Genomic DNA, 22,599 nt, shown 5'->3' on the forward strand with positions numbered 1-22,599 from the left:
GCTTTCGGGGAACCCTCTTTCAGATCATCTGCGCGAGCGTTGCCCGTTTCGGCCTCATAAGTGAGCGGGCGTTGGAAGGGGACGGCGCGAGCCCATCGGCGGGGTCCGTTGCCTGGAGCCCACGGGCGGGTCCTTACGCCAGCTGGGCCTCTATGCGCGCCGCGCTTGCTGCCAGTGCTTCGCCGACGGCGGCCTGGTCCTGTTCGCGGCGGATGTAGACGACGGCGATCGCGGCGGGCCGCCCACCCGGCACCTGGATTGGGGCGGCCAAGGAAGACAATCCGGCGATGACCTCGTCGTGGCTTGCCGCGTAGCCGAGCCTGCGGGCTTCGGATGCTTCCGGGCGATAGGGCAGGCCCGGAGCGCGGACGGCCCATTCTTCCTTGCTCATGGTGGACTGGATGGCGATCCCAGGCGCCCCGGTGTTCACGGGGTGGCGCGTGCCGGGATGTTGTGCCAGGGTGGCGGCCGAGTGGCGCGGCTCGACCGTGACCAGCGTGACGCAGTCCTGATGGTCCCAGACCGCGACGAAAGCCGTCATGTTCAGGGTGTTGGCAAGCTGGGTCAGCTCCGGAAGGGCGGCCGTCTGGAGGTCGCGGGAGACACCCCTGGCCAGCACCGCAAGCCCGGGCCCGGGCTGGACACGCCCGGCGTCGTCGCGCACCAGCAGGGAGTGATCCTCCAGCGTGCGGAGGATCCGGTAGGCCACCGAACGATGAACACCCAAGGCGCCGGCGAGTTCCGCAATGGTGAGGGGGCGCCCGGCAGCCGCCAGGATTTCCAGGGCCTGGATGCCCCGCGAGAGGGTCTGCGACGGCGAGACTGTCGCCGTCGTTTCCTGCAGGCTCTTAGCGGCGCTGGGAGACATCATGCGCTCCATCCTATGTTCGGGGCTAACGCGGCTTGCCCGCCGTCTTGTGCTGTGACACGCAAGAGACTATGGTTCTTTATGAGAATTTGTTGTTCAAATATAGAACAAATCCACATATAGAACAATCTCCTAGAACAATCTCCAGCCAGGGATCAACGATGATTGCCAAGTCCAGCCAGAATGCGGAGCCGGGACCCCTGGGCCGCACCTCGAGGCCGCGGGCACATCATTTCCGGGGCAGCCTGGGCCGCTTCGCCACAGGCGTTGCCATTGTGACATTCGACGGCGTCAGCAAGCGGCATGGCATTACCGTCAATTCCTTCACCTCGGTGTCCATGGAACCGCCGCTGGTCCTCGTCAGCATTGCCCGCAACACCAAAGCGCACGACGAGCTTGCCGGGCGCCCATTCACCGTCAATATCCTGGGCGCCGAACAGAAGCAGTTGGCCCTGCATTTCGCGGGCCGTCCAGGGCCCGAGCCCCATTGGGTCGAAGGCGACATTGCGCCCCGGCTATCCAACGTCCTCGCCTATTTCGAATGCACGCCATGGGCTGCCTACGACGGCGGTGACCACACCCTCTACCTGGGTCAAGTGGTGGATTTCAACTACCGCAGCGGCGACGCACTCGCCTTCGCCAACAGCTCCTTCACCACCATCCCGGAAAGCCAATTGGGAATGGAGGATCTTTTGTAGTTGATGCGGGGCCCGTCGACGTCGCATCCATATGCCGTTTCAGCTCAACCATCATTGGAGACAACCATGGGAATCCGGACCGGACAGCAGTACCTGGACAAGCTCAACTCGATGAACCCCCACGTCCTGATCGACGGCGAAACGGTCACCGAGAAGATCGCCGACCACCCGTCATTCAGGAACGTGGCCCGCACGTACGCGAAGCTCTTCGACATGCAGCATGACCCGAAGTATGCGGACGCCCTCACCTATGAGTCCCCGACGACCGGCGACCGGGTGAGTGCCTCGTTCCTGGTTCCGCGCAGCAAGGAAGACCTCGAGCATCGGCATGCAGCTATCCGCACCTGGGCTGAGTATTCCCTTGGATTCCTGGGCCGGACGGGCGACTACATGAACGGCGCCCTCACGGCGCTTGCCGCCGCGGAAAAATGGTTCGCCCAGGCCGATCCGATGTTCGGCGAAAACATCCGCAAATACTACGAGCATTGCCGCGAAAACGATCTCCTGGCCACGCACACCCTGATTCCACCGCAAGTCAACCGTTCGGTGTCAGGTTCCGAGCAGCTCGGCGGCCAACTCTCGGCCAGGGTGGTGGAAGAACGCGAAGACGGCATTGTGGTCCACGGTGCGCGCATGCTCGCCACGATCGCGCCGATCGCCGACGAGCTTCTCGTGTTCCCTTCGACGCTTCTGCGCTCGACGCCGGAAGATGCTCCCTATTCCTACGCGTTTGCCCTCCCTAACGATGCGCCCGGCATGCGCTACCTGTGCCGGACCTCGCTCTACAACGGCGGAGGCACCCACGATGAGCCGCTCGCGAGCCGCTTCGAGGAGATGGACGCCGTCGTCGTTTTCGACCACGTGTTCGTGCCCAACGAGCGCATCTTCATGCTCGGGCATCCTGAGCTGTGCAATGCCTTCTATTCCGAGACCGGCGCCGGGGCCCTCATGACCCACCAGGTGGTCACGCGGACCATCGCGAAGAGCGAGTTCTTCCTGGGCCTGGCCTCCGAGATTGCCGCATCGATCGGGGTGGACGGTTTCCAGCACATCCAGGAGGACCTCGCGGAGCTGATTGAAACAGTCGAAATCGGCAAGGCCCTCATGGTGGCGGCAGAAGCGCAGGCGGCTCCGAGCCCGGACGGGGTGTTCCTGCCGCACTGGCCCACCCTGAATGCTGCCCGCAACTGGTACCCCAAGGTTGCCCAGCGTTTCCCCGCGATCATCCGGAAGTTCTCGGCGTCCGGCCTCATGGCCCTGCCGGGCGAAGCGGACGTGGCCAGTGAGGCGTTGCCGGACATCGAGCTGTATCTGCAGGCGAAGACGCTGACCGGCCCGGAGCGCGTGCGCCTCTTCAAGCTCGCCTTCGATGCCAGCATTTCCGCGTTCGCCGGGCGCCAGGCCCTGTATGAGTACTTCTTCTTCGGTGACCCTGTCCGCATGGCGGCCGCCCTGGTGAACAGCTATGACCGCGAGCCGGCCCGCGCGCGGGTGCGGGAGTTCCTCGAGCGGAAAGACTGAACGCGCCACGCCACGGCGCGGACGACGACGGCGGCGAGCGTCGCCGTCGTTGACTTCCGGCAGCTGTGCGGGTGGATCTGGCCGAACAGAGGGGCGCCCGCCCACGGAAAAGGGGGACTGACGGTGCTGACCGTCAGTCCCCCTTTTCCCGTTGCCGGACCGCTCTCAGGGCCTGGGGTAGATGGCGTTGGTGCGGTAGAGGAAGGCCGCGGTGGCGTCGCGGGCGACTGCGATGCCGGGCCGGAATTCCGACGTTCCGTCAGGGAGGGCCCAGCCGGTGGTGATCTTGTTGTTGGCGAGCCAGGTGATTTCCTTGTAGAAGGGGTAGTTGGCAGGCACATCGATGAAGTTGCTGCTTACCGTGACTGCAGGGCTTCCGTTGAGGCGATAGATGAAGGCTGCCATGGCGTCGCGGTTGACAGTGCCTTGTGGATGGAAGGTCGGTGCCCCGTTGGGGCCGTCGTTATAGCCGGTGGTAATACCTTGGTCTGCCAGCCAGGACACTTCCTTGTAGTAGGGGCTGTTCGTTGGATAATCGGCGAACTTCGGTGTCGCCGGCGGGGTGTAGGCAGGGCTGCCCATGTAGCGGTAGATGAAGGCGGCCATGGCTTCGCGGCTGATGGACTCCAAGGGCCGGAACTGGCGGGTCTGGTCCGGCATGACCCAGCCGGTGGTGATGCCTGCGTCAGCGGCCCAGGTGATTTCCTTGTAGAAGGGGTAGCTCGAGGTCACGTCGGTGAAGGAATACGACGCAGACGCCGATTCATTCTTCACGATGAGGTCGTCCACGTAGATGTCGGCCTGCTGCGTCGGGTGTTCCGAGCCCAGCATCACACTGCTCACGGACGTTGCCGAGATGTTGAGGGTGCTGGAGGAGAAGACGGACTTGTCATCGAACCAGACCTGGGCCGCCGTGGCGCTTCCATTGGCGGTGACATCCATCGCGATATGGTGCCAGCTGTTGAGCGCAACGGTCCCGACCATCGTTGTATAGCTGAAGGTTCCGTCCGGCGCAGTGACCCGTAACACGAAGTTGGACGTGCTGTTGTAACGGAAGATGTCCATGATCCGTGTCGCCCCGGAGAAGAAGCGGAAGTAGGGAACGTCGTTCCCTGCCACACCGGCGGTGGTGATGTTGAACCAGCCGGCCGCGTAGGCATGGGTGGCGCCTGAGGGAAGGGGCACGGACATATTGGAGATCGAACCGGCATCAATCGTTGCGTGCAGGTAGGCGGAGCATGCGCCGTCGTGGGCCATGGTCGAGCTGACAGCGGCCGTTCCGGTCCCTTGCGTGACGGGTGAGTACGGGGACAAGGTCCCGGATTCGAAGTTGTCGGCAACCACCGTGGTGCCGGGGAAGCTGTCCGTAGGTGCAGCGGTTCCCGGCTGACAGGTGACCGACGCTGCCTCGGCGGGTGCCGCAACAATTGCCGCGCTTGCACCCAAAGCGAGGCCGAGAATTCCGGAGAGTCCCAACCGGTACAGTCGTTTCATTGTTCCGTCCTCCAAGCTACGGTCGACACCCGGCTTCCTCGGAGGTGCGAGGAAGCCGGCTTTGATCTGCCTGTGGCGAAAGTTGTTGCGACGGTACCCGGCCCAGGCACCCGGCAATGCCGTCGAGAACCAATGGCACCATGGGTGCGGTTACAGTTGCGTTACCAAATCCAGGATTGCAGTGCTGGCCGGTGCGGTTTCTCCGCAAGGTCAAAGTTGGGTGTTGAACACGTCCCGCCCGAAACTCCGCAGCCCGGGTGCTCCGGCATATCCGAGACGGGGAACGGCGAAGATGTCCTCCATGGTGGCGAGAAGGCTGTAATGGTTGTACATCGTCCCGCTCGTGGTGCCTGGACTGCTGAATGGAGACAGCACCAGCGCGCCGATAAGTCCTCCGGCTGTTCCCCCCGGCAGGCCCGAGGGGCCGGTTGCGTTACCGTCCGCCTCGTCGAAGGTGATGACGAGCGCGCCGTCCTGCCTGTAGGCCGGTGAGTTGAGGATCGCCGGGACTTGTTCCTTGAGCCAGGCGTCGGCGCTCTCCAGCCCGCCGGGCTGTCCGTCGACGCAGGGGCTGTCGTGGCCGTCGTGGCAAAGGTTGGGGCTGATGTAAGTCAGGTTCGGGGTGGTGGCGGCAGACTGCAGGTCCTTCGCGAGGTTGGAGTAGTCCACGACGTTGTTTTGGCAGTCGGTGGAGGACGTGACGCTGGCGAAATAGACGAAGGGATTGTGGCGGGTGGCGTACTGGTCATTGATTTTGGCGTTCTGGGAATTGTCCTTGGCACCCGGGTTCGGGTGGCGGCACGCCGTGCCCATGTCTTCCATGTATCCCTTCCAGGTTTTCCCGGCGTTGCTGAGTTGCCCGGCGAGCGTCGGGACTGAAGCGGGGTAAACGCAGCCCGATCCGAGCACCTGGCCCGGGTCCGCGGTTCCAGTCTGGACGAACGGGGCATACGTCGTGCAGTCATTGCGCGTCATCGGGTTGGATGCCTGTCCGGAGATCTGGGCGAGATAGTTGGGGTTGGAATGGTGGGCGACGCCGTAGTACTGGGTCAGGAGGACGCCCTGGCTGCGCAGGGTCTGGGAGAGGTAGGGGGCTGCCGAGTACGGGCCCCAGGTTTTCTCGTAGCTCTGGTTTTCCAGATTGATCACGAAGACGTGCCCGATCTTCCCCGCTGCCGCGGCCGTCGGCAGGGGGCTGTCGGTGGGCGACGGGGCCGCCGACGTCGGGACCGTGGACGAGCCGGTAGTGGCGGTGGTGCTCGGACCGGGGGCCGGTGTTCGGTCACCCGACGGACCTTGGCAAGCCGTGCTGACCACCAAGAGCGCGGCAACCAGGACGACGCGCTCAGCCGGGGGACGGCGGTGCTGCGGACGGACGCGGCCCGGGACTCTTCTGCCGGATGTCATTTTGAGTTTCATCTGATCCTGCTTCCTCCACGAATCTGCCGATCCCGGGCGGCAGACTTGGCCGGCATGCCGGCGGGTCCGCGCCGAAAGGTCACGCCTCGTCTTGGCGGTAGCAGGTATCGCGGAAGCGTTCGGGTTCGGACACTTTTGCACACTATGTCCAACGGGGCCATGGTTACCGGCTTCGGGTTCGCTGTGAATTCGCAGCCGAGGCAATGGATGCTGCCGCTCCACGTCCCGATCATGGACGAAGAGGGCGGGCCTTGTATCGGCGTGGGTTTGCCGCCACACTGGCTCCCATGCACGTGGACGAGCGGCGAAACAGCAGGAATTTCAAGACTGCGCGCCGTGCGGGCATCCCGATCGTTCTCGTCGCTTCCTTGGCGCTCGTCCTCTCCGGGTGTGTCGCCGGACCCCCGGGCGGCCCGGCGTCGCCGGGCGCAAGCCGGTCGGCCGGAACGTCGACGGCGGGGGCCGGCGCAGGGCAGTCCCAGGCGACGGGACAAATGCCCGTGGGGGACCTGCCCGGGTGGCGGCAGGTATTCACTGAAGACTTCAGCGAAGGGGACGTTCCGCTGGGGAGTTTCCCCGGGCCCGCGTACAACGCCAAGTGGAGTGTCAACTACGCCGACGGGACACCGGACACGGCCGGTCAGCAAAGCGGCGGCAAGTCGGGCTACTACCCATCGAAAGTGCTCAGCGTCAAGGATGGGATGCTCGACATGTACCTGCACAGCGAGAAGGGTGTCTCGATGGGTGCGGCACCCGCGCCGAAGCTGCACCCTGCCAACGGGCGTCCGTACGACAGCCTGTTGTACGGACGGTATTCGGTGCGGTTCAGGTCCGAGGCATTGCGGGGTTTCAAGACGGCGTGGCTGTTGTGGCCCGATAGCGGAGTCTGGCCGCGTGACGGAGAGATCGACTACCCCGAAGGCGATCTGTCCAAGTCCTTTTACGGCGCAGTCCACCAGGCTGGCTCGGACAAGAACATCTTCCATGAAAACCCGTCCGGTGCCCGGTTCACGGCATGGCATACCGCGACCACCGAATGGACGCCCGGGCGCGTTGAGTTCTTCCTCGATGGCGTCTCGATCGGTGTCAGCACGGTCGGCATCCCCGACAAGCCGATGCATTACATCCTCCAAACCGAATCCTGCCTGACCGGCTGCCCCGCGCCGGCAACGTCCGGGCACCTGCAGGTGGCCTGGGTGGCAATCTGGGCGAAAGCGTAGGCCCACTGTCCGCACCACGTTCGTTATGGCGCCGGTTCCTCTCGCCGCGACCGTCGGTCCACGGCAACGAGCAGGCCCAGGGTGAGCACGGCCAAGCCGGATACAGCCGCCGATGGATGCCAGAAACCGGCGTAAAGCATCGCCGTCGAGAGCAGGATGGCCAAGGCAAGGCTGAAGCTCACCGCTATCGCCACGGCCAACGGGAGCATCTCGAATCCGGTTCCTTTTCGGATGCGCCGGGGTTTCAGGAACAAGACGAGGGCCGTTCCCGGGCCGGCGAGCAGGAACGGTCCAATAACAGCAAGGCGAAGTCCCTCAGGGCCGGTGAAGGACAGAGGAATCGACGCCACCGCCACAACCGCCACTACCGCGCCGATCGTCGCGACGCTCCGGTGCCTAGATGCCATTCGGTGCTCCTTGCAGGTGGTAGACCACACCGCCGGCATTGCGGGACTCCAGCGACCAGCCTCCCTGGAGGGCGCACCTGTCGATGAAGTGTTGCAAGCCCTCGCTCGGCCCCGTGTTGAGAACACCGGCTGCGCTGACCTGGCTTGCAGTGACGATCAAGTAGGCGCCCGCGGACGGGACGAGCTGGGTTATCGACAAGCAGCCGGGCTGCGGGTCGCCAGGGCGTGCCGGCTCCGCTGGGAGGACCGTTTGGTACCGGTATCCGGCGTAGTGCGCATACCGCCAGGCCGTGTCGTGAACGGCCTCGATGAGGACCGAGCCATGCGGGGCGGTGGCGTACAGCTGATTGACGAGGGCGATCTCATCCGGGGTGAAATTCTCGATGGCATCATTGCCATACCGGGTGGCGACTGTGCCCGTGGCGATGATCGATCCGAGCAGCAGGAGTGCGCCCATCCGGCGCAGTCCGGGCGGACTCGGGCCACGGGGAAGCAGCGGAAGCACGACCAGGCTCGCGGCGAACGGAAGGCTGAAGAGATAGATCCGGAGCAGCAGCTCGCCGCCATACGACTGGAGCGGGAACATGACGAAGGGCGCCACGGTGCCCAGTGCGGCAGCCAGCCACGGCCTCCGCAGCCGTCGCCCGCGGAGGCTGCCTAGTCCGGCGAGGACCCAGACCAGGGCTCCCTCCGCGAGCCGGGAGTAGACGATGAACTGGTGGGCCGGACTACCGCCCACCCTGTTGAGCAACGAGGCTGAAGCGGCGGCGTTGATGTTGCCGATGGACCCGAAGAGCGTGTGCAGGTGGCCGATGAGGAAAGGGGTGGCGGCCAGGACCAGCCAGCAGACCGGAAGCAGCAGCGCAAGGACCGGAAGGAAGCGCAGCCGGCACCTTCCGCTCAGGGCGAGCAATGCCAGGATGGGGATCGCGGCAAAGGGAGTGAGCTGATGGGCAACCGTCATCCCGGCCAGCAGCACTACGCACACTGCGGCCAAGATGATGAAGGCAGACCCCGGCAATTCGCCTGGTATCGGCGCCGGTTTGCCTGGTTCGAGTCGACGGACAAGATTCCTGAGCCGGCCGGCGGGTTTGCCCTCCGGCTTCCACGGCCAACCGGGGAAAACCGTCAGGACACAGGCGATCAAGGTCAGCAGCAGCAGCAAGGCGCAAGCCTGTGGGGAGAGGTAGTCCTGCCCCACCCAGCTGGCCAGGTAGAACAGCCACACGGCGGCCCATGCTTGCCTGGGACTGGAGCCAAGGCGCAAGGCCAGCGCCAGCAGGGCAGGCATGAACAGGACGTTGACGCCGACCGGCGCCCACGTGGCAACCCAGGTCAGGTCATGGACTCCGGTGGTATTCGAGAGCATCGCCAGCAGCCCGAAAAACCCGGGCCAGTTGAAGTAAGCGTCCAGCTTCCGGTCCAGTCCTCCGGTTTGCGTGATGTAATCCGTGATGCCCAAGTGGCGGTAGCTGGCTTCCAAACGGGGCAGGCCATGGATGATCGGGTCGGCCCCGTGCAAGACGACAATCAACACCAGAAGCTGAACGACGAGCAGCCACGGGCGAAGAACCTTGAGGCCGAGGGAACCGACGAACCCGGCGAGGCTCAGGCCCAGGGCAAAAAAATAGCTGGGAGGCAGGACCTGGATCAGGCCGGCACCGCCAATGTCCTGGGCGTTCACTGTTTTGAGCGCCCACACCCCCAGGATCAAGGCAGTTGCCGCCATCACCGCGAGGGCACCCGGAATCCGCGGGTCACCGCGCTCGGCCCGATGTTGGGCGGGATGGAGGCGCTTCGGGCCGGAGACGACGCGGGGCAACGTCCCGACGTCGGATCGGTGCAAGCGGGTGGAAGAGACACTCCAAGGGGCTTGTACGGCCATTACGGTGCCGGTACTCCGTGCGCAGGCGACGCGGAAGTGCGCCCGATATTCCGTCTGGTCCGGGCGGCTCCGTGGCCCCGTGAGAAACGGTGCAAGCGGCCGCCGGCGACCACGGCTGCTCCCAGTTGGGAGACCAACCAGAGCACGGACACTCCCGTGAGGCCAAAGTGCTGGGCGACTGCGGGAGCAGGTGCCACCGCGAGGACGCATGCGGCAATCGCGACCACCGTGGCTTCAGCCAAACGCCCGGTGGAACGGCACACTCCGTAATAGACCTGTGTGACGCAAGTGAACATCAGCGCCGGGACGAGGAACGGCAGCAGCACCCACGCCGAGGCGTAGCCGGACCCCAACAACGGCAGCAGCAGGGAGCCGGCCGCCAGCAGCAACACCCCGGCAAGCCCGGTGAGGAAGAGGCTCATCTGCAAAGCCCTCCGGACCAGGCCCGGAGGTGAAGGAACGCGAGGATCGGACGTGTCGGCAGCAATAGCGGTCTGGAGTGAATAGCCAGCCGATTGGGGCACGAAAAAGATCGCTGAAGCCAGCATCCAGACGACGTACCAGGCCGCTGCGGCCGAGGTGTTCAGCGCCGCCGCAACGACGAGCGGGAGGACGTAGCCCGGCGCGCGGTCGGCAAGCATCAGCGCGTGCTGGCGAAGGCCCGGACCCCAGACTTTCACCACTTCGCGCCAGTTCGCTTGCGTCCACTCCAGGGCGGTGTCTGTGCGTCCGAGCTGGCGCAGGCCGAGGAGCACGCTCGCCAAGGCACCCATGGCCACGGCAACGACGATGGCGGAAGGATCCCGGTAGCCAGCGAACAGGCAGACGGCGAGGGTGCCGAGCTGGAACAGGGCCTGCACGAGACTACGCGTCAACGCGCGATCCGCCCGTGCCTGGGCGACGGCGATGTGGTCGAACTGGTATGCGACGGCGGCGAGGAGCGCCGCGGCGAAAAAGGCGGCGCTCATCACGGGATTCGTCCACGCGGTGCCGACGCCGGATCTCTGGAAAGAGGTCACGACGAGCAAGCCGGTGGCCATGAGGAGCGACGAAAGGCTCACGGCGGCGACGCTTGCCGGAATCAGGGTCCGGCCCTGGTCGGCTTGGGCGGGAAGCACGGACAGCGTGGCCGGGCCGACGCCGAGCATGCCCAGTTGCACGGTCAGCATGGTGGCTGCGACCACAGCCGAGGCCAGCCCCAGGCGGTCGGCAGGAATCACGACGGCGGCGAGGGCCCAGAACAGCAGCCCGGCCGCCATTGGCGCAATGCGGGCCGCCGCGAGCCACACGGCGTTCCCACCGAGGGACAGTCCGTGCCTGGGGAGTCGCAGCAAGGTGCTGCCAAAAGCCCCGTAGTTGTAGAGGACGAAGCCGGCCCAATAGGGGAGGTATCGGGGAGCGGTGGCCAAGGAGAGAAGGACCCCGCGGGCCGTCGCGAGCAGGGGCAGGAATACCAGCCAGGCGGCGCGGCGCGGGTGCTTGTGCATCGTGCGCGCCAAACCGGCGCCGTCCTGAAGCCATTGGTCGCGGGCGTATTCGAAGCTGTCAGCGAACCGGTGCCTGACGAAGGTGGTGGGCGAGACGCCGAGGCGGTATCCACCGGCCTCGAGCCGGATCCGGAGTTCTATGTCTTCGCCGGACCGGAAGCTTTCATCGAATCCGGCGTCCAGGAGCACGCTGCGGCGCATGAGGGTGGCGCTGACGCCGAACCAGGAGCGGACCCTGCTGTGGTTATGGTGCCAGGCGAGGGCGGCACCCCAGTAGCCCGCGCCGTCGGGCTCGCTCACCAGTCCGAATTGCAAGCCGTCGAAGCCGCCCGCCTGGAACTCCTTCATCAGGTTCTCCAGAACGCCAGGGGGCACGATCACGTCGGCGTCGATGAGAGCGACAAGGTCGGCGTGCGCGGCCCTGGCACCGAGCATCCGCGCCGCCGGTAGTCCGCGCCCCTCGTCGGAGATGACGCGTGCCCCGTACGAACGGGCTATCTGCACGGTGGCGTCATGCGAACATCCGTCGATGACGATCACCTCGCGGGGGTTCTGGTCAAAGACGGACTCCAGGCATTCGGCGAGCCAGTTGGCGGCGTTACGGGCCGGGATCACCACAGAGACGTCCAGGACGCTGCCGGCGTCCTCGTTCCCGCTCACGGCCCGCCATCCACCAAGGAGGTGACCGTGCCCGCGACGTAGTCCGAGGTCTGGTCCGCGGACCACGCCACCGGAAGGCGCAGCACGAAGCACGGAACGTCACCCAGCGCCCTGGTGACCACGGAGGTTTTCGCGGAGAAGTGCTCGCCCAATGGCACGAGGCCAGTGGCCCCCAGGGCCTCGATGAGTCGCCGAGAAACCAAAGGCAATTCCGAATGGAAGTTGCCGACAATGCGGGCGGCCATCCAGGCCTCTGTCCGGCGTTCCAACCTGGCTTCCGCTCCGTCGAAACGTTCGAGGAAGACGGCGATCCGCGCAGGCGCCCGGGGAACGATCTTCCCTGCGCCGAATACCTGTTCCGGGTGGACCATCCTGTGCTCGGGTGACCACCGCCGGGTGAACGCGGCAGTGCGTGGATACCGGACGATGACAGGGTGTACAGCGGTGGCCACGCCGCTGATCGTGGACGTCAACCAGCCGGGCGCGAGCGGCTTGCGGACTCCCTGGAACAAGTCCGGATAGATTGGCCGGTGGTGGGGTTTGATGAACATCGGTTTCGCGTAGGACAGGAGCGTCCCCTCCGCAGTGATGAATCCCCAGTCATCGGCCATGAAGCCGACCTCCGGCATGGCCAGGAGTTTCGCGACTGTACTTGTCTTCCCGACGCCGCCCCATGCGGGCATCAGGATGCCCGCGCCCCGATAGTTCACCATCGCCGCGTGGACCATCGCGGTATCCTGCCGGATGCACAAGTGGTCCAACAACGGCACGACTGCCGTGAGCAGCTCGCCCGCCCCTTCGATCACGAATCCGTTGTCGGTTCGGGTCACCTGGACCCGGTCCTCCGGGAGGAACAATGAATCGTCTGTATACCGGTAGGCGTCTTCGGCATGGGATTGCGAGGGAACCGGGCTGACGCCGCCGCTGATGTCCAATTGCAGGGGGGACGTCGAAGGGCCCAGGAACGGGGCCAGCATGTCACGTAGCTGCGCCTCGCCAGGGGTGCCATGGGCGACCCTGATGGCGACACGTCCGTGGACGTCAAAGACAACTGCCGGTGACGAGGCAATCTGCTGGTTAATCACTGGGCCTGCCTCCACTGGTGTCGCGAATAAGCCGGTACAAAACGGAGCCGGACACCCGCACTTGGGGCGATGACGTTTCCCACAGGCTCTGCAGATAGCCGATCGCGGTGACAGCCAGAACCGCCACAATCACTCCGGCTCTGGCCAGTCCTCCCATGTCGCCGTCGCGCGTGCACGAGCGTAGTCCGGCAAGGACAGCTCGCGGCAGCACCCGGCGGACGTATCGGCGTTCCGGTCCAAGGATTTCGCCACGGCCGAGGAGTCGTGTCACCTGGGCCTTCGAAACACCTTCAGACCAGGCTCTCGCCAGCATGTAGCGCAGGGTGCCGCGCGCAGCCGGCACATGGTGGCGGACCACGGCTGCCGGCTCGTAAACCACCCGGGTTCCCGGCGCGCCGATGGACGCCCGCAGGCACAATTCGGTTTCCTCGCATCCAAGCGGGCGGCCGCCTTGCCGGCCAAGGGACGCATTGAACCCGCCGACGCGCTCAAAGACATCGCAGCGGAAGGACATGTTCGCCCCGATCACGTTACGAACCTGCGCCGCGACCCTGGGCAAGCCCTTATAGGTACACCCGACAATCCAATCCAGCTCTTCGGGAAAGTGCGCCGGCCTGCCTGATTCCCACACGGGTTCAACCCGGCCACCGACCGCCAACACGTCCGGATCGTCATAGAACAGGACAAGCCGGGCCAGCCAGTCCGGGGCGGCTTCGGCGTCGTCGTCGAGGAAGGCCACAATGTCACCGGTCGCCGCCTTCACCCCGGTGTTGCGGGCGCCGGAAAGACCCCGCGGCCCGGAGTTCTCCACCACTTCGACTCCAAGAAGCGCGCCCGTCAGCCGCCGGTACAGTCCCAATCGCCGGTACAGGTCCTCGTTGTGGTCGACGACGACGACAACCTGTTCCGGCCGGAACGTTTGGGACTGGACCGAGGCGATCCCGCGGAGCAACAACTCCCACCGGGCTTCGGTGAAGCAACAGATCACCACGCTGACGCTTGGCCAGCCGGCGGCACCGCCGGGCATCAGCCGTCCGCCAGCATCGCCAGGACCGTTTTCGGGTCGGTGGGAACATGGGGGAGCCTCATGTCCGGGTACCGGTACTTGACGCGTCGGAGTGCCTCCGGCCGTACCCCCGCCGTCGGCGCGTCCCAACCGACGCACTCACGGGTCAGTGTGCGCAGGACCCGCCAGCCGTCCCGGAAGGTCTGCAGATGTGAATTGCCCGAAATACGGGACAACTCGTGGCTTGGCACCTCAGCGATCCGAAGCCCGGCCCGTGCCGCGCGGGACACCAACTCCGTCTCGATTTCGAAACCGTCGGACTTCAGTTCCAGGACCTCAAGGCACTCCCTGCGGAAAGCGATGTATCCGTAGCAAAGATCCGAGAAGTTACAGTGCAAGGCTTTGTTCGCGAGCCCCGTGAGCGCCCGGTTGCCCAGGTTGCGCAAACGCGTCAAGTCATCGGATCCGCCGCCGGTGACGTAACGGGAGCCCTTGACGAAGTCGTGGTCGTGCTGCAGGGGAGAAACGAACCAACCGATCTCCCTCGGATCCATGCTGCCGTCCGCGTCGAGCATGACGATGATGTCCCCGGTAGCGGCGGCGAAGCCTGCCCGCATGGCGGCGCCCTTGCCGGCATGCAGCTCGTTCACCACGACGACGTCGAAGCGGAGCGCGCGAGCCACATCCACAGTAAGGTCCTCGGACCGGCCGTCCACGATGATGACTTCGTCCACGTACGACGGCATCCGTCTGAGCACCCACGGCAGATTCAATGCCTCGTTCAAAGTGGGAATCACCACGCTGATCGAAGCCGCCGGGAGCGAAGTCCCTTGGGCCGAAGCGGTTGGTGCCCTGCCGCTGGAAGGCTCCAATTGTCCAATGGACATCGCCTTCACCCCCGTCCGTTCAGCTGCACGATTGTGGAACACCTGCTGGGAAGCACACGGCGGCCGCTTGTGCACGGTCGCCGGAAAAGGGGGCCTGGATTGTTCACGGCCGCACCTCGATTTCGCTCGCCGTTTACATGCGCCAGGTCAGGAGCATGTTCGGATGAGCATGGGACCGAACCCGTTACAGCACCGTTACACGCAGGCGTGGGTTTGCTGTGGTCGCTTCGGTCAGGTGCCTTCCGACGAAGCGGGGACAAATTCCATTACGAGTAAGTAGGGCATTCGTTAGGGATCCTTGATTCAAGTAGTGGCCACTCGTGACCGGGCCGGTGAACGCTGACTAGTGTCTGACGACGTACCGTTTTGCCCACCAGGAATCCGACGTTCGATTGGGGTACGAGACGTGGTTTCATCACCAGACCCTCAGTGGTCCTTGACCTTGCTCAATGGTTGGACACTGAGCAGGGATGGCCGGCGCCAGAAAGTAGCGCACCGGCAGCAACGCCTTATCACCGCGCTGGCCCTCCTCGGCGAGCGGCCGCGCACGTTCCTCTCCGGGCTTCTCTGGCCCGACTCATCCGATGCCCAGGCTGCGGTCGGCCTCAGGGTGAGTATCTGGCACATCAACCACGAGCTCCCCGGCTTGCTTGATGCCGACGGAACCACGGAAGTCTCGGTGGCTCTCAGCGAGCAGGTTCTCGTTGATGTCACCGAACTCGAGCGCGAGCTTCACGCCCCGGCGTCCGAGCTGAGCGATTCGTACCCCAGGTGGGAACGGCTGCGGACGGCGGAGCTTCTTCCGGGATGGTACGAGGACTGGATCCTGGCCGAACAGGAACGCTTCCGCGCAGTGCGGACCGCAGCCCTCGACTCCATCGCCGCGTTCCATCTCAGCCAGGGAAACGCCGAGGAAAGCAAGGCCGCCACCACTGTGGCAATCTCCCTTGAACCATTCCGGGAGTCTTCGTACCAGTTGTTGATCCAGGCACACCTCGCCACCGGCGACCTTGTCTCGGCCCTTCGCACCTACAAGAGCTATTCCGCGGAGCTGAGGCAGGAATTCGGTGTGGGCCCGTCCCCGTCCCTCGCCAAGCTCATCCGCCATGCCGTCGGGGCGAGCGGCCGTCAAAACGCCGTCGGGGGCCTCCCGTTTACCCAGGTATTGCCCTCGAGCCACAACGTGATGACGAACCGGCGGCCGACGGCGTAGTCAGGTCGGTCGTCGAACGCCTGTGTCCAACGGTTGGAACTACCCAGCCCGCTCCAAAAGCCGCACCGCGTCGTCGTCGGTCAATTGCTCGAAGTGCTCGTAGAACGCGCCGACGGCGTGGAACTTGCCCGGCGTGTGCACGCACATCATGAAATCGCACACCCTGCTGATGGACGCCTGGGCTTCGAGGGATGACACCGGAACGGCGGCAACCACAGTCGCCGCCCCTCCCGCGCGCACGGCCTCGACGGCGGCGCGCATCGTGGCGCCCGTCGCGAGTCCGTCGTCGACAAGGACCACAGTCTTGCCCGAGAGATCGAAGTTGATGCCGGGGTAGGTCTTCACACGCCGGAGGAGTTCTCCGCGCTCGCGTGCCTCCACCGCGTCCAGCGACGCCTGGGTGATTCCGTGCCGCAACATGCGTTCCGCGAGGGGCCGGTTGAGGATGCGCACGATCCTGCCGTTGGACCACGCGAGCGCGCCGAACGCTGTTTCTTCACGCCCCGGGATGCCGAGCTTGCGCACCAGGACGGCGCCGTACGGCTGGTAGAGCTCGACGGCGGCAGCGGCTGCCACCGGAACCCCGCCGCGGGCGAGGCCCAACAGGACGGTGTCCGGCCGTTGCCGGAGCTGCGGAAGCCCCGCTGCCACGCGGCGTCCGGCGTCCGCGCGGTCCTTGAAGCGCATGCCCATTCGTCCCACTTCCACGTCATCCAGCGCTGAATCAAGCCTACCTTTCTTGCCGGGACCGCTCGGCGCTGCCACGATGGGCCATGTGAACAAGCCGATCGGTTACTGGACCAAACGCCTGGATGCCGCATTGGAGGCGCATTTGGACAGCACCTTGGCGAGGTTGAAACTCAGCCGGAGGCAGTGGCAGACCCTCAATGTCCTGGCAGAGGCACCACTCAGCCCCGAGGACCTTGACAGAACACTCAACCCCTTCTGGGGCGGCGACACACGGCGTCGCGAAAATGAACTCGCCGCGATGGTGGGCCGCGGCATGATCATCATGGTGGACAGCCGCATCAGCCTCAGCGAACTGGGCCACGCGAAGCACGCGCAAGCGCAAAGATTCGTGGAAGAGGCGCGCCAGGACCTCTCGATGGGGATCGGTATCGACGAATACGCCATGGCCGTCAGCGTGCTGGAACGAATGACGCTCAATGCGGAGCGGCTGGAGGGCTAGTCAGCCGCTCCGCATCCACGTAGACGCCTACCTAGACACCGAGGAACGCGACCGCGGCGTCCTTGAACACGCGGCTCGTCACGGCGTTGCTGTGGTTCCGCCCCGGGACAAGCAGCTGTTCAACCATGCCGCCGGCGCGGGCAGCGATGGACGCGAGTTCCGGCATCGTGACGGCGCGTTCGTCCTTATCGCCGGCCACCAGGAGCATCGGCATGTGGGGGACGGCTTCGGCCGGATCGAACGGTTCACCCTTGATCGCTTCGATGAGCGACAAGAGCGCAAAAAGGTCGTTGCTCGGCAAGAGTTGCGCCATCTTCAGCAACCCTGCCGTGGACTCGTCTTCAATGGGTGTGCCGTCCGCGAGGTAGCGCTGGGCCGCCGCGAGATCGAAGGACGCCAGCGGGTCTTCCTTGTTCGGGCCGCCCAACACCAGCCGGTGCACGAGTTCGGGCTGGGTCGCCCCGAATTCCCAGGCGAGCCGGGAGCCCAAGGAATAGCCGATCACGTCGAGACCGCTGGCAGGGTCGCCGGCGCGCACAGGGCGCGCACCGGCGTCGGCGACTATCTGGAGCAGGTCCGCGCGGATCCGGCTCGGGGAGTAGGAGTCCAGGTCCTCGGGCGAACTGCTCTGGCCGTGCCCGGGAAGGTCCACCGTGATGACCCGCCGGCCGGCGGACTTGAGGGTCGAGATCCAGCCCGTGTCGCCCCAATTGAGCTTGGTCGAAGAGGAGAAACCGTGCAACAGCAGGACAGGGCGCAACCCGGCGTCGGTGCCTTCGGCAGGCTCATGGACTTCCACGAACAGGTGCGGGTCTGTCCCTTCCACCGTGTGGATGTGCTCTTCCGTGTGCCTGCCGCTCATGGTGTCAGTCCTCATCAAGTACGGCGCTCAGGCGGACCCGGCGCTTCGGTGCGTCATCCTGGGGAACGGTGCCCACGATGCCGGCAGTATTGTCCGGCACCTCGAACACCACCAGCGGCTCGCCGACGTTGATGGTCTCGCCCGGCGCGCCGTGGATACGGATCACTTTACCCGCCTGCGGGCTCGGCAACTCGAGGGCGGATTTGCTCGTTTCCAGTTCCACGAGCGGCTGGTTCCGTTCCACCTGGTCGCCGGGGGAGACGAGCCAGTCCAGCACGGTGGCTTCGATGAGCCCTTCGCCAAGATCGGGCAGGGGGAAGCTGATTTCAGCCACGTCGATACTCCAGTACTCGTTGGATCCCCAGGAGGATGCGGTCAATGTTCGGAATGTATTCGTCCTCCAGGTCGCCGGAGGGATACGGCACGTCAAAGCCGGTGACGCGTTCGACGGGCGCCTTGAGCGTGTCGAAGCAGCTTTGCGTGATCAGCTGGGCCACTTCGGCTCCCAGTCCGGACGTCAGCGGAGCTTCGTGCACGACGACGGCGCGCCGCGTCTTCCCGACGGACGTCGCCAGTGCTTCGGCGTCGATCGGCTTGAGCCAGCGCAGATCGAGGACCTCGACGTCGATTCCGTCTTCCGCGGCGAGTTCGGCAACCTGCAGGCACCGGGCAACCATGGCACCCCAGGCCACGAGCGTCAGGTGGCGGCCGGGCCGGACTACGCGGGCGCCGGTGAGGGTACCGCCGTCGGAGGTGCCGACGTCGCCCTTTTGCCAGTACCGGGACTTCGGTTCCATGAAGATCACCGGGTCAGGCCGCGAGGCCGCGTACTTGAGCAGGTGATAGGCATCGTGCGGGTCCGACGGTGAGACCACCTTGAGGCCCGGAACGTGCGCGAAGAGTGCCTCGAGGCTTTCCCCGTGGTGTTCGGGGGCGCGGATGCCGCCGAAACTGGGCACACGGAGCGTGATGGGCATCGGCAAGGTGCCGCGGCTGCGGTAGTTCATCCGGGCGATCTGGCACACGATCTGGTTGATGGCGGGATACGCGAAGCCGTCGAACTGAACTTCCGGGATCGGGTGGAAGCCGGCCATGGCCAGGCCCACGGACATGCCCAGGATGCCCGATTCCGCGAGCGGCGTGTCAAAGACCCGGGATCCGCCGTGCTTGGCCTGCAGCCCGTCGGTGATGCGGAAGACTCCGCCCAACTGGCCGCAGTCCTCGCCGAAGACCACCGTTTTGGGATCGTTCGAGAGGATCTCGTCCAACGCGCGATTGAGCGCCTGTTGCATGGAAAGCTTGACGGATTGGGTCTCGGTAGCCGCCGCGGTTTCAAGGATGGCGGTGGTGCTCTCAGACATGTTCGGACTCCTCGCGCCAACGGGTGGCCTGGTTTTCAAGGGCGGGGGTGGTTTCCTGGAAGACGAAATCGAACATCTCGTTGCCGGGCCGGGGGCCAAGCGCTTCGATTCCGGCACGGATCGCTTCTTCCTCTGCCCGGGCGGCCTGGTTCGCGGCGGTGAAGAATGCCTCGTCGGCTACGCCCTCTGCGAGCAAGCGCTCGCGGAGGCGTTCCAGAGGGTCCGTGCCGGCGTCGATGCGCTCGTCGTCGAGGCTGCGGTACCGGCCGGGGTCGTCGGCGGTTGAATGCGGCCCGCGGCGGTAGGTCATGGCCTCGACTACCACCGGACCGTTTCCTGCGCGGCAGTGGGCGAAGGCGTTGCGGGTGGCCTCATGGACGGCGACCACATCGTTGCCGTCCACTTGGATGCCCGGGATCCCGTAGCCCGCGGCGCGTGCAGCCACCGAGCCGCCGGCAACTTGCCGTTCGGTGGGCACGGATATCGCCCAGCCGTTGTTCTGGATGAAGAAGACAACAGGTGCCTTCATCACGGCGGCAAAGTTCATGGCCTCATGGACGTCGCCTTGGGAGGACGCGCCGTCGCCGAAGTAGCTGAGGGCCACTCCGTCTTCCCCGCTGAGGGTCTGGCCGTGGGCCCAGCCGACGGCGTGGAGCACCGAGCCCGCCACCACGGCCTGGATGGGCGCGAGGCGGCTAGCAACGGGATCGTACATGCCGCCGTGCCACGTTGCCTTGTGGGTGGACATGTACGCCACCATGTCCACGCCCATGGTCCGGGCGACGCCCATCTCGCGGTACGTCGGAAAGGCGAAGTCACGCGCAGTGTCGAGGGCATAGGCGCTGCCGACCTGGGCGGCTTCCTGGCCGAGTTCGGGAGCGTAGCCGGGGATGATTCCCTGCCGCTGCCAGGCGACGGCGGAAGTATCGAGGTATCGAACGGCAGCCATCAGGGAATAGAGCTCCCTGAGCTGTCCGGGGGACAGGGGCGCGGCGTCGGCTGCGGCCACGACGGGAAGAAGTGAGTCCATGGACGTGACCGTAGTCACTGTTTTGATTGTAGGCAATCCGCCTATTCAGCCCTAGTCAAACTGCCATGAACTGCCGGCGGTTCTGCAGGAACGCTTTACAGTTTGTGCACGTTCCGGCTCACCCAACTAGCTCGCAGTTGTTGTCGTTATGAGCCCTCATAACGACAACAACTGCGAGCTAGTTGGGTTTGCTTAGGCGTTTCGTGCGGACTTGGCCTTGGCACCGATCCGGCATGCCACGGCGATGCACGCGATCAGCAGGAACGTGCCGATCAGCTGGCCGGCGCTCTCGGCATTCGAGAAGCCCACCGCGAAGATCAAGGCAAGCAGCGCCAGGCCGAACACGGTGAGGAACGGGAAGCCTTTCATGCGAAGCGGCAGTTCGGTTCCTTCGCGGTCGGCGCGGCGGCGCAGGATGAACTGCGACACGAGCGCCGTTCCCCAGACCACGAGGCACGTGGAACCCACGAGGTTGAGCAATGCCGGAAGCACGTGGTCGGGAAACAGCAGTTCCAGGATGGTGGCAATGAAGCCGAACGCAACGGAAACCCCGACGGCGGCCATGGGCACCTGGGCGCCGCGCAGCCGCGACAGGAAGGCCGGAGCTTCGCCGCGCTCAGACAAAGAGAAGACCATGCGCGAGGCACCGTAGAGATTCGCGTTGAGCGCGGAAAGCAGCGCCACGACGGCAACGAGGGTGATGGCCGTGCCGGCTCCCGGGATGCCGGCAAGGTCCAGGACACCGGCGAACGGCGACTTCAAGCCGTCGGAGTCGGAGGGAAGGACTGCGGCGATGACGAAGACGGAACCGATGTAGAAAACCAGGATGCGCCACACCACCGTGCGGATGGCCTTGCCGACGCTGTGTGCGGGATTCTGCGTTTCCGCGGCAGCTACGCTCACGATTTCGGTGCCGCCGAAGGCGAAGATCACCACGAAGAGCGCCGCGGCGATTCCGGACCAGCCTGACGGTGCAAAGTTGCCCGTGAGGTTTCCAAGTCCAGGTGAAGTTGCGCCGGGCAGCCAGCCGAACAGCAAGGCTGCGCCGATGACGAGGAAGGCCACGATGGCTGCGACCTTCAGGATGGCGAACCAGAATTCGAATTCACCGAAGTTCCGGACCCCGGCGAGGTTGATCGCGGTGAAGGCCACCATGAAGACCAGAGCAAGCGCCCATACGGGAATGACCGGCCAGACGGAAGACAGCAATCCTGCTGCGCCGAGTGCCTCCGCGGCGATGACCACTACCAGCTGCAGCCACCAAAGCCAGCCGACGGTGGACCCTGCCGTCTTGCCCATGGCCTTTTCCGCGTAGACGGAGAATGCGCCGCTGTTGGGATTGGCGGCCGCCATCTCGCCCAGCGCCCACATCACGATGATGATCAGGGTTCCCGCCACAAGGTAGGAGATGAGTACCGCCGGGCCTGCTGCGTGGATTCCGGCGCCCGAGCCGAGGAAAAGACCCGCGCCGATCGCGCTGCCGAGGCCCATCATGGTGAGCTGGCGCGGCTTCATCGAGTGGCCGAGGCCGTGCGAAGGAATGGCGGGTCGAACAGCGGTGGACTTCGTTGTCATTCGTGTTTGCCTTCTTGTGGATGGTTTGTCAGCTGGTCCTCGTAGGACTTATCGAATTTACCGCTTCCGAAGGAAAGTGGCGAAAAACACTCGTGAGATGATGGTTACAAGCTGGTGCAACATCTGGGCATGGAGTGCCGATTTGTATAGCTCATGGGCGGAAGTGGGAAAAACTGATGGTTGTCGACGAGCTGGATGCCAAGATTGTCCGATTTTTCACCGACTCCCCGCGGGCGTCTGTCCTCGAGGCATCCAGGGTCTTGAAGGTCGCCCGCGCCACGGTCCAGTCCCGGCTGGACCGGATGGCCGAGCGCGGGGTGGTGGCTCCGTGGGTTCCGCAGCCCGATCCCGCCGGCTTCGGCTATCCCGTGGTCGCTTTCTGCTCGCTCACCATCAATCAGGACTTGGGGCACGACGCGGTCGTCGAAGCCCTGGCCGCCATTCCCGAGCTCATCGAGGTCCATACCGTTTCCGGCAGTTCGGACCTTATGGTGCGTGTGGTGGGCAAGTCGAACTCGGACCTGCAGCGCGTGCTGGACAAGCTCATTGCCACCAAGACCGTGCTCCGTTCGTCGTCGGTGATTGTGCTGAATACCCATTTCCAAGGCCGCACCTTGCCGCTCCTGGAAGCTGCGGCCAAGGAGACTGCCGGCTGAAACATTTGGACACTGTCCGCTGACAGTCGTACCATTAGTTCTAGTCATTTTGACTATAACTAATTTTCTGGTCCCT

The 22,599-nt window shown here is 65.0% G+C and carries 21 protein-coding genes; 6 read left to right on the plus strand and 15 right to left on the minus strand.

The features are described 5' to 3' along the window. Nucleotides 1-133: 133 nt before the first annotated feature. The gene (locus tag BMF89_RS18500) at nucleotides 134-868 is read right to left on the minus strand and encodes an IclR family transcriptional regulator (protein ID WP_139359738.1); all 735 of its coding nucleotides are present in this window, start codon (nucleotides 866-868) and stop codon (nucleotides 134-136) included. Between the two features lie 161 nt (nucleotides 869-1,029). On the opposite strand from BMF89_RS18500, the gene BMF89_RS18505 reads away from it, so the two are divergent. Together BMF89_RS18505 and hpaB are read left to right on the plus strand one after the other, a co-directional pair. After that, complete coding sequence (locus BMF89_RS18505) at nucleotides 1,030-1,566, plus strand: flavin reductase family protein (RefSeq protein ID WP_078108511.1); 537 nt, start codon at nucleotides 1,030-1,032, stop codon at nucleotides 1,564-1,566. Between the two features lie 66 nt (nucleotides 1,567-1,632). Next, on the plus strand, nucleotides 1,633-3,087 hold the full coding sequence (gene hpaB / locus BMF89_RS18510; protein WP_078108512.1) for a 4-hydroxyphenylacetate 3-monooxygenase, oxygenase component: 1,455 nt from the start codon (nucleotides 1,633-1,635) through the stop codon (nucleotides 3,085-3,087). 165 nt (nucleotides 3,088-3,252) lie between these two features. Here the strand turns inward: hpaB and BMF89_RS22495 are convergent, their stop codons facing one another. Beyond that, nucleotides 3,253-4,581, minus strand: coding sequence for an S-layer homology domain-containing protein (locus tag BMF89_RS22495; RefSeq protein WP_253190887.1), 1,329 nt, complete (start codon nucleotides 4,579-4,581; stop codon nucleotides 3,253-3,255). A gap of 210 nt (nucleotides 4,582-4,791) precedes the next feature. Further along, the gene (locus BMF89_RS18520) at nucleotides 4,792-6,000 is read right to left on the minus strand and encodes an alkaline phosphatase family protein (RefSeq protein WP_253190888.1); all 1,209 of its coding nucleotides are present in this window, start codon (nucleotides 5,998-6,000) and stop codon (nucleotides 4,792-4,794) included. A 287-nt stretch (nucleotides 6,001-6,287) separates the two neighbouring features. On the opposite strand from BMF89_RS18520, the gene BMF89_RS18525 reads away from it, so the two are divergent. Then, complete coding sequence (locus BMF89_RS18525; RefSeq protein ID WP_078108513.1) at nucleotides 6,288-7,220, plus strand: glycoside hydrolase family 16 protein; 933 nt, start codon at nucleotides 6,288-6,290, stop codon at nucleotides 7,218-7,220. A gap of 23 nt (nucleotides 7,221-7,243) precedes the next feature. Here BMF89_RS18525 and BMF89_RS18530 read toward each other — a convergent pair whose 3' ends face one another. From BMF89_RS18530 to BMF89_RS18555, 6 genes are read right to left on the minus strand one after another with little or no spacing between them, the layout of a single operon-like run. Beyond that, nucleotides 7,244-7,627: a hypothetical protein gene (locus BMF89_RS18530; protein ID WP_078108514.1), complete on the minus strand. Its 384-nt coding sequence runs from the start codon at nucleotides 7,625-7,627 to the stop codon at nucleotides 7,244-7,246. Continuing rightward, complete coding sequence (locus BMF89_RS18535; RefSeq protein WP_253190889.1) at nucleotides 7,617-9,512, minus strand: hypothetical protein; 1,896 nt, start codon at nucleotides 9,510-9,512, stop codon at nucleotides 7,617-7,619. The genes BMF89_RS18530 and BMF89_RS18535 overlap by 11 nt, the downstream gene beginning before the upstream one ends. Further along, entirely contained in the window at nucleotides 9,512-11,659 is a 2,148-nt protein-coding gene (locus BMF89_RS18540) for a glycosyltransferase (protein WP_078108515.1), read from the minus strand. The genes BMF89_RS18535 and BMF89_RS18540 overlap by 1 nt, the downstream gene beginning before the upstream one ends. Continuing rightward, entirely contained in the window at nucleotides 11,656-12,744 is a 1,089-nt protein-coding gene (locus tag BMF89_RS18545) for a hypothetical protein (RefSeq protein ID WP_253190890.1), read from the minus strand. Before BMF89_RS18545 ends, BMF89_RS18540 begins: the two co-directional genes overlap by 4 nt. Then, nucleotides 12,737-13,771 carry a glycosyltransferase family 2 protein gene (locus BMF89_RS18550; protein ID WP_078108517.1) on the minus strand — a complete coding sequence of 345 codons (1,035 nt, stop codon included), beginning with the start codon at nucleotides 13,769-13,771 and terminating at the stop codon, nucleotides 12,737-12,739. The genes BMF89_RS18545 and BMF89_RS18550 overlap by 8 nt, the downstream gene beginning before the upstream one ends. Continuing rightward, nucleotides 13,771-14,637 carry a glycosyltransferase family 2 protein gene (locus BMF89_RS18555; protein WP_078108557.1) on the minus strand — a complete coding sequence of 289 codons (867 nt, stop codon included), beginning with the start codon at nucleotides 14,635-14,637 and terminating at the stop codon, nucleotides 13,771-13,773. The genes BMF89_RS18550 and BMF89_RS18555 overlap by 1 nt, the downstream gene beginning before the upstream one ends. Nucleotides 14,638-15,043: 406 nt before the next feature. Here BMF89_RS18555 and BMF89_RS18560 point away from each other — a divergent pair, with 406 nt between their 5' ends. After that, on the plus strand, nucleotides 15,044-15,850 hold the full coding sequence (locus tag BMF89_RS18560) for a BTAD domain-containing putative transcriptional regulator (protein WP_171983548.1): 807 nt from the start codon (nucleotides 15,044-15,046) through the stop codon (nucleotides 15,848-15,850). Nucleotides 15,851-15,889: 39 nt separating this feature from the next. On the opposite strand, the gene BMF89_RS18565 is transcribed toward BMF89_RS18560, so the two are convergent. Further along, nucleotides 15,890-16,543: a phosphoribosyltransferase family protein gene (locus tag BMF89_RS18565; RefSeq protein ID WP_171983549.1), complete on the minus strand. Its 654-nt coding sequence runs from the start codon at nucleotides 16,541-16,543 to the stop codon at nucleotides 15,890-15,892. A gap of 46 nt (nucleotides 16,544-16,589) precedes the next feature. Between BMF89_RS18565 and BMF89_RS18570 the strand changes: the two genes are divergently transcribed. Beyond that, nucleotides 16,590-17,039, plus strand: a complete 450-nt coding sequence (locus BMF89_RS18570; protein WP_253190891.1) for a MarR family transcriptional regulator — start codon at nucleotides 16,590-16,592, stop codon at nucleotides 17,037-17,039. Nucleotides 17,040-17,070: 31 nt separating this feature from the next. On the opposite strand, the gene BMF89_RS18575 is transcribed toward BMF89_RS18570, so the two are convergent. The 5 genes from BMF89_RS18575 to BMF89_RS18595 all read right to left on the minus strand — a co-directional run bounded on the left by BMF89_RS18575 (nucleotide 17,071) and on the right by BMF89_RS18595 (nucleotide 21,867). Beyond that, nucleotides 17,071-17,901 carry an alpha/beta fold hydrolase gene (locus BMF89_RS18575; RefSeq protein WP_078108519.1) on the minus strand — a complete coding sequence of 277 codons (831 nt, stop codon included), beginning with the start codon at nucleotides 17,899-17,901 and terminating at the stop codon, nucleotides 17,071-17,073. A 4-nt stretch (nucleotides 17,902-17,905) separates the two neighbouring features. Further along, nucleotides 17,906-18,235, minus strand: a complete 330-nt coding sequence (locus BMF89_RS18580) for a biotin/lipoyl-containing protein (RefSeq protein WP_078108520.1) — start codon at nucleotides 18,233-18,235, stop codon at nucleotides 17,906-17,908. Beyond that, nucleotides 18,228-19,262 carry an alpha-ketoacid dehydrogenase subunit beta gene (locus BMF89_RS18585; protein ID WP_078108521.1) on the minus strand — a complete coding sequence of 345 codons (1,035 nt, stop codon included), beginning with the start codon at nucleotides 19,260-19,262 and terminating at the stop codon, nucleotides 18,228-18,230. The genes BMF89_RS18580 and BMF89_RS18585 overlap by 8 nt, the downstream gene beginning before the upstream one ends. Next, nucleotides 19,255-20,292 carry a thiamine pyrophosphate-dependent dehydrogenase E1 component subunit alpha gene (locus BMF89_RS18590; RefSeq protein WP_078108560.1) on the minus strand — a complete coding sequence of 346 codons (1,038 nt, stop codon included), beginning with the start codon at nucleotides 20,290-20,292 and terminating at the stop codon, nucleotides 19,255-19,257. Before BMF89_RS18590 ends, BMF89_RS18585 begins: the two co-directional genes overlap by 8 nt. A 192-nt stretch (nucleotides 20,293-20,484) precedes the next feature. Continuing rightward, a complete protein-coding gene (locus tag BMF89_RS18595) occupies nucleotides 20,485-21,867 on the minus strand; it encodes an amino acid permease (protein WP_078108522.1) in 1,383 nt (460 codons plus the stop codon). A 176-nt stretch (nucleotides 21,868-22,043) separates the two neighbouring features. On the opposite strand from BMF89_RS18595, the gene BMF89_RS18600 reads away from it, so the two are divergent. Next, the gene (locus BMF89_RS18600; protein WP_078108523.1) at nucleotides 22,044-22,523 is read left to right on the plus strand and encodes an Lrp/AsnC family transcriptional regulator; all 480 of its coding nucleotides are present in this window, start codon (nucleotides 22,044-22,046) and stop codon (nucleotides 22,521-22,523) included. Nucleotides 22,524-22,599 lie beyond the last annotated feature (76 nt).

The sequence above is a fragment of the Arthrobacter sp. SRS-W-1-2016 genome, from assembly GCF_002009585.1.
In the GTDB taxonomy this organism is placed as follows: domain Bacteria; phylum Actinomycetota; class Actinomycetes; order Actinomycetales; family Micrococcaceae; genus Arthrobacter; species Arthrobacter bambusae_A.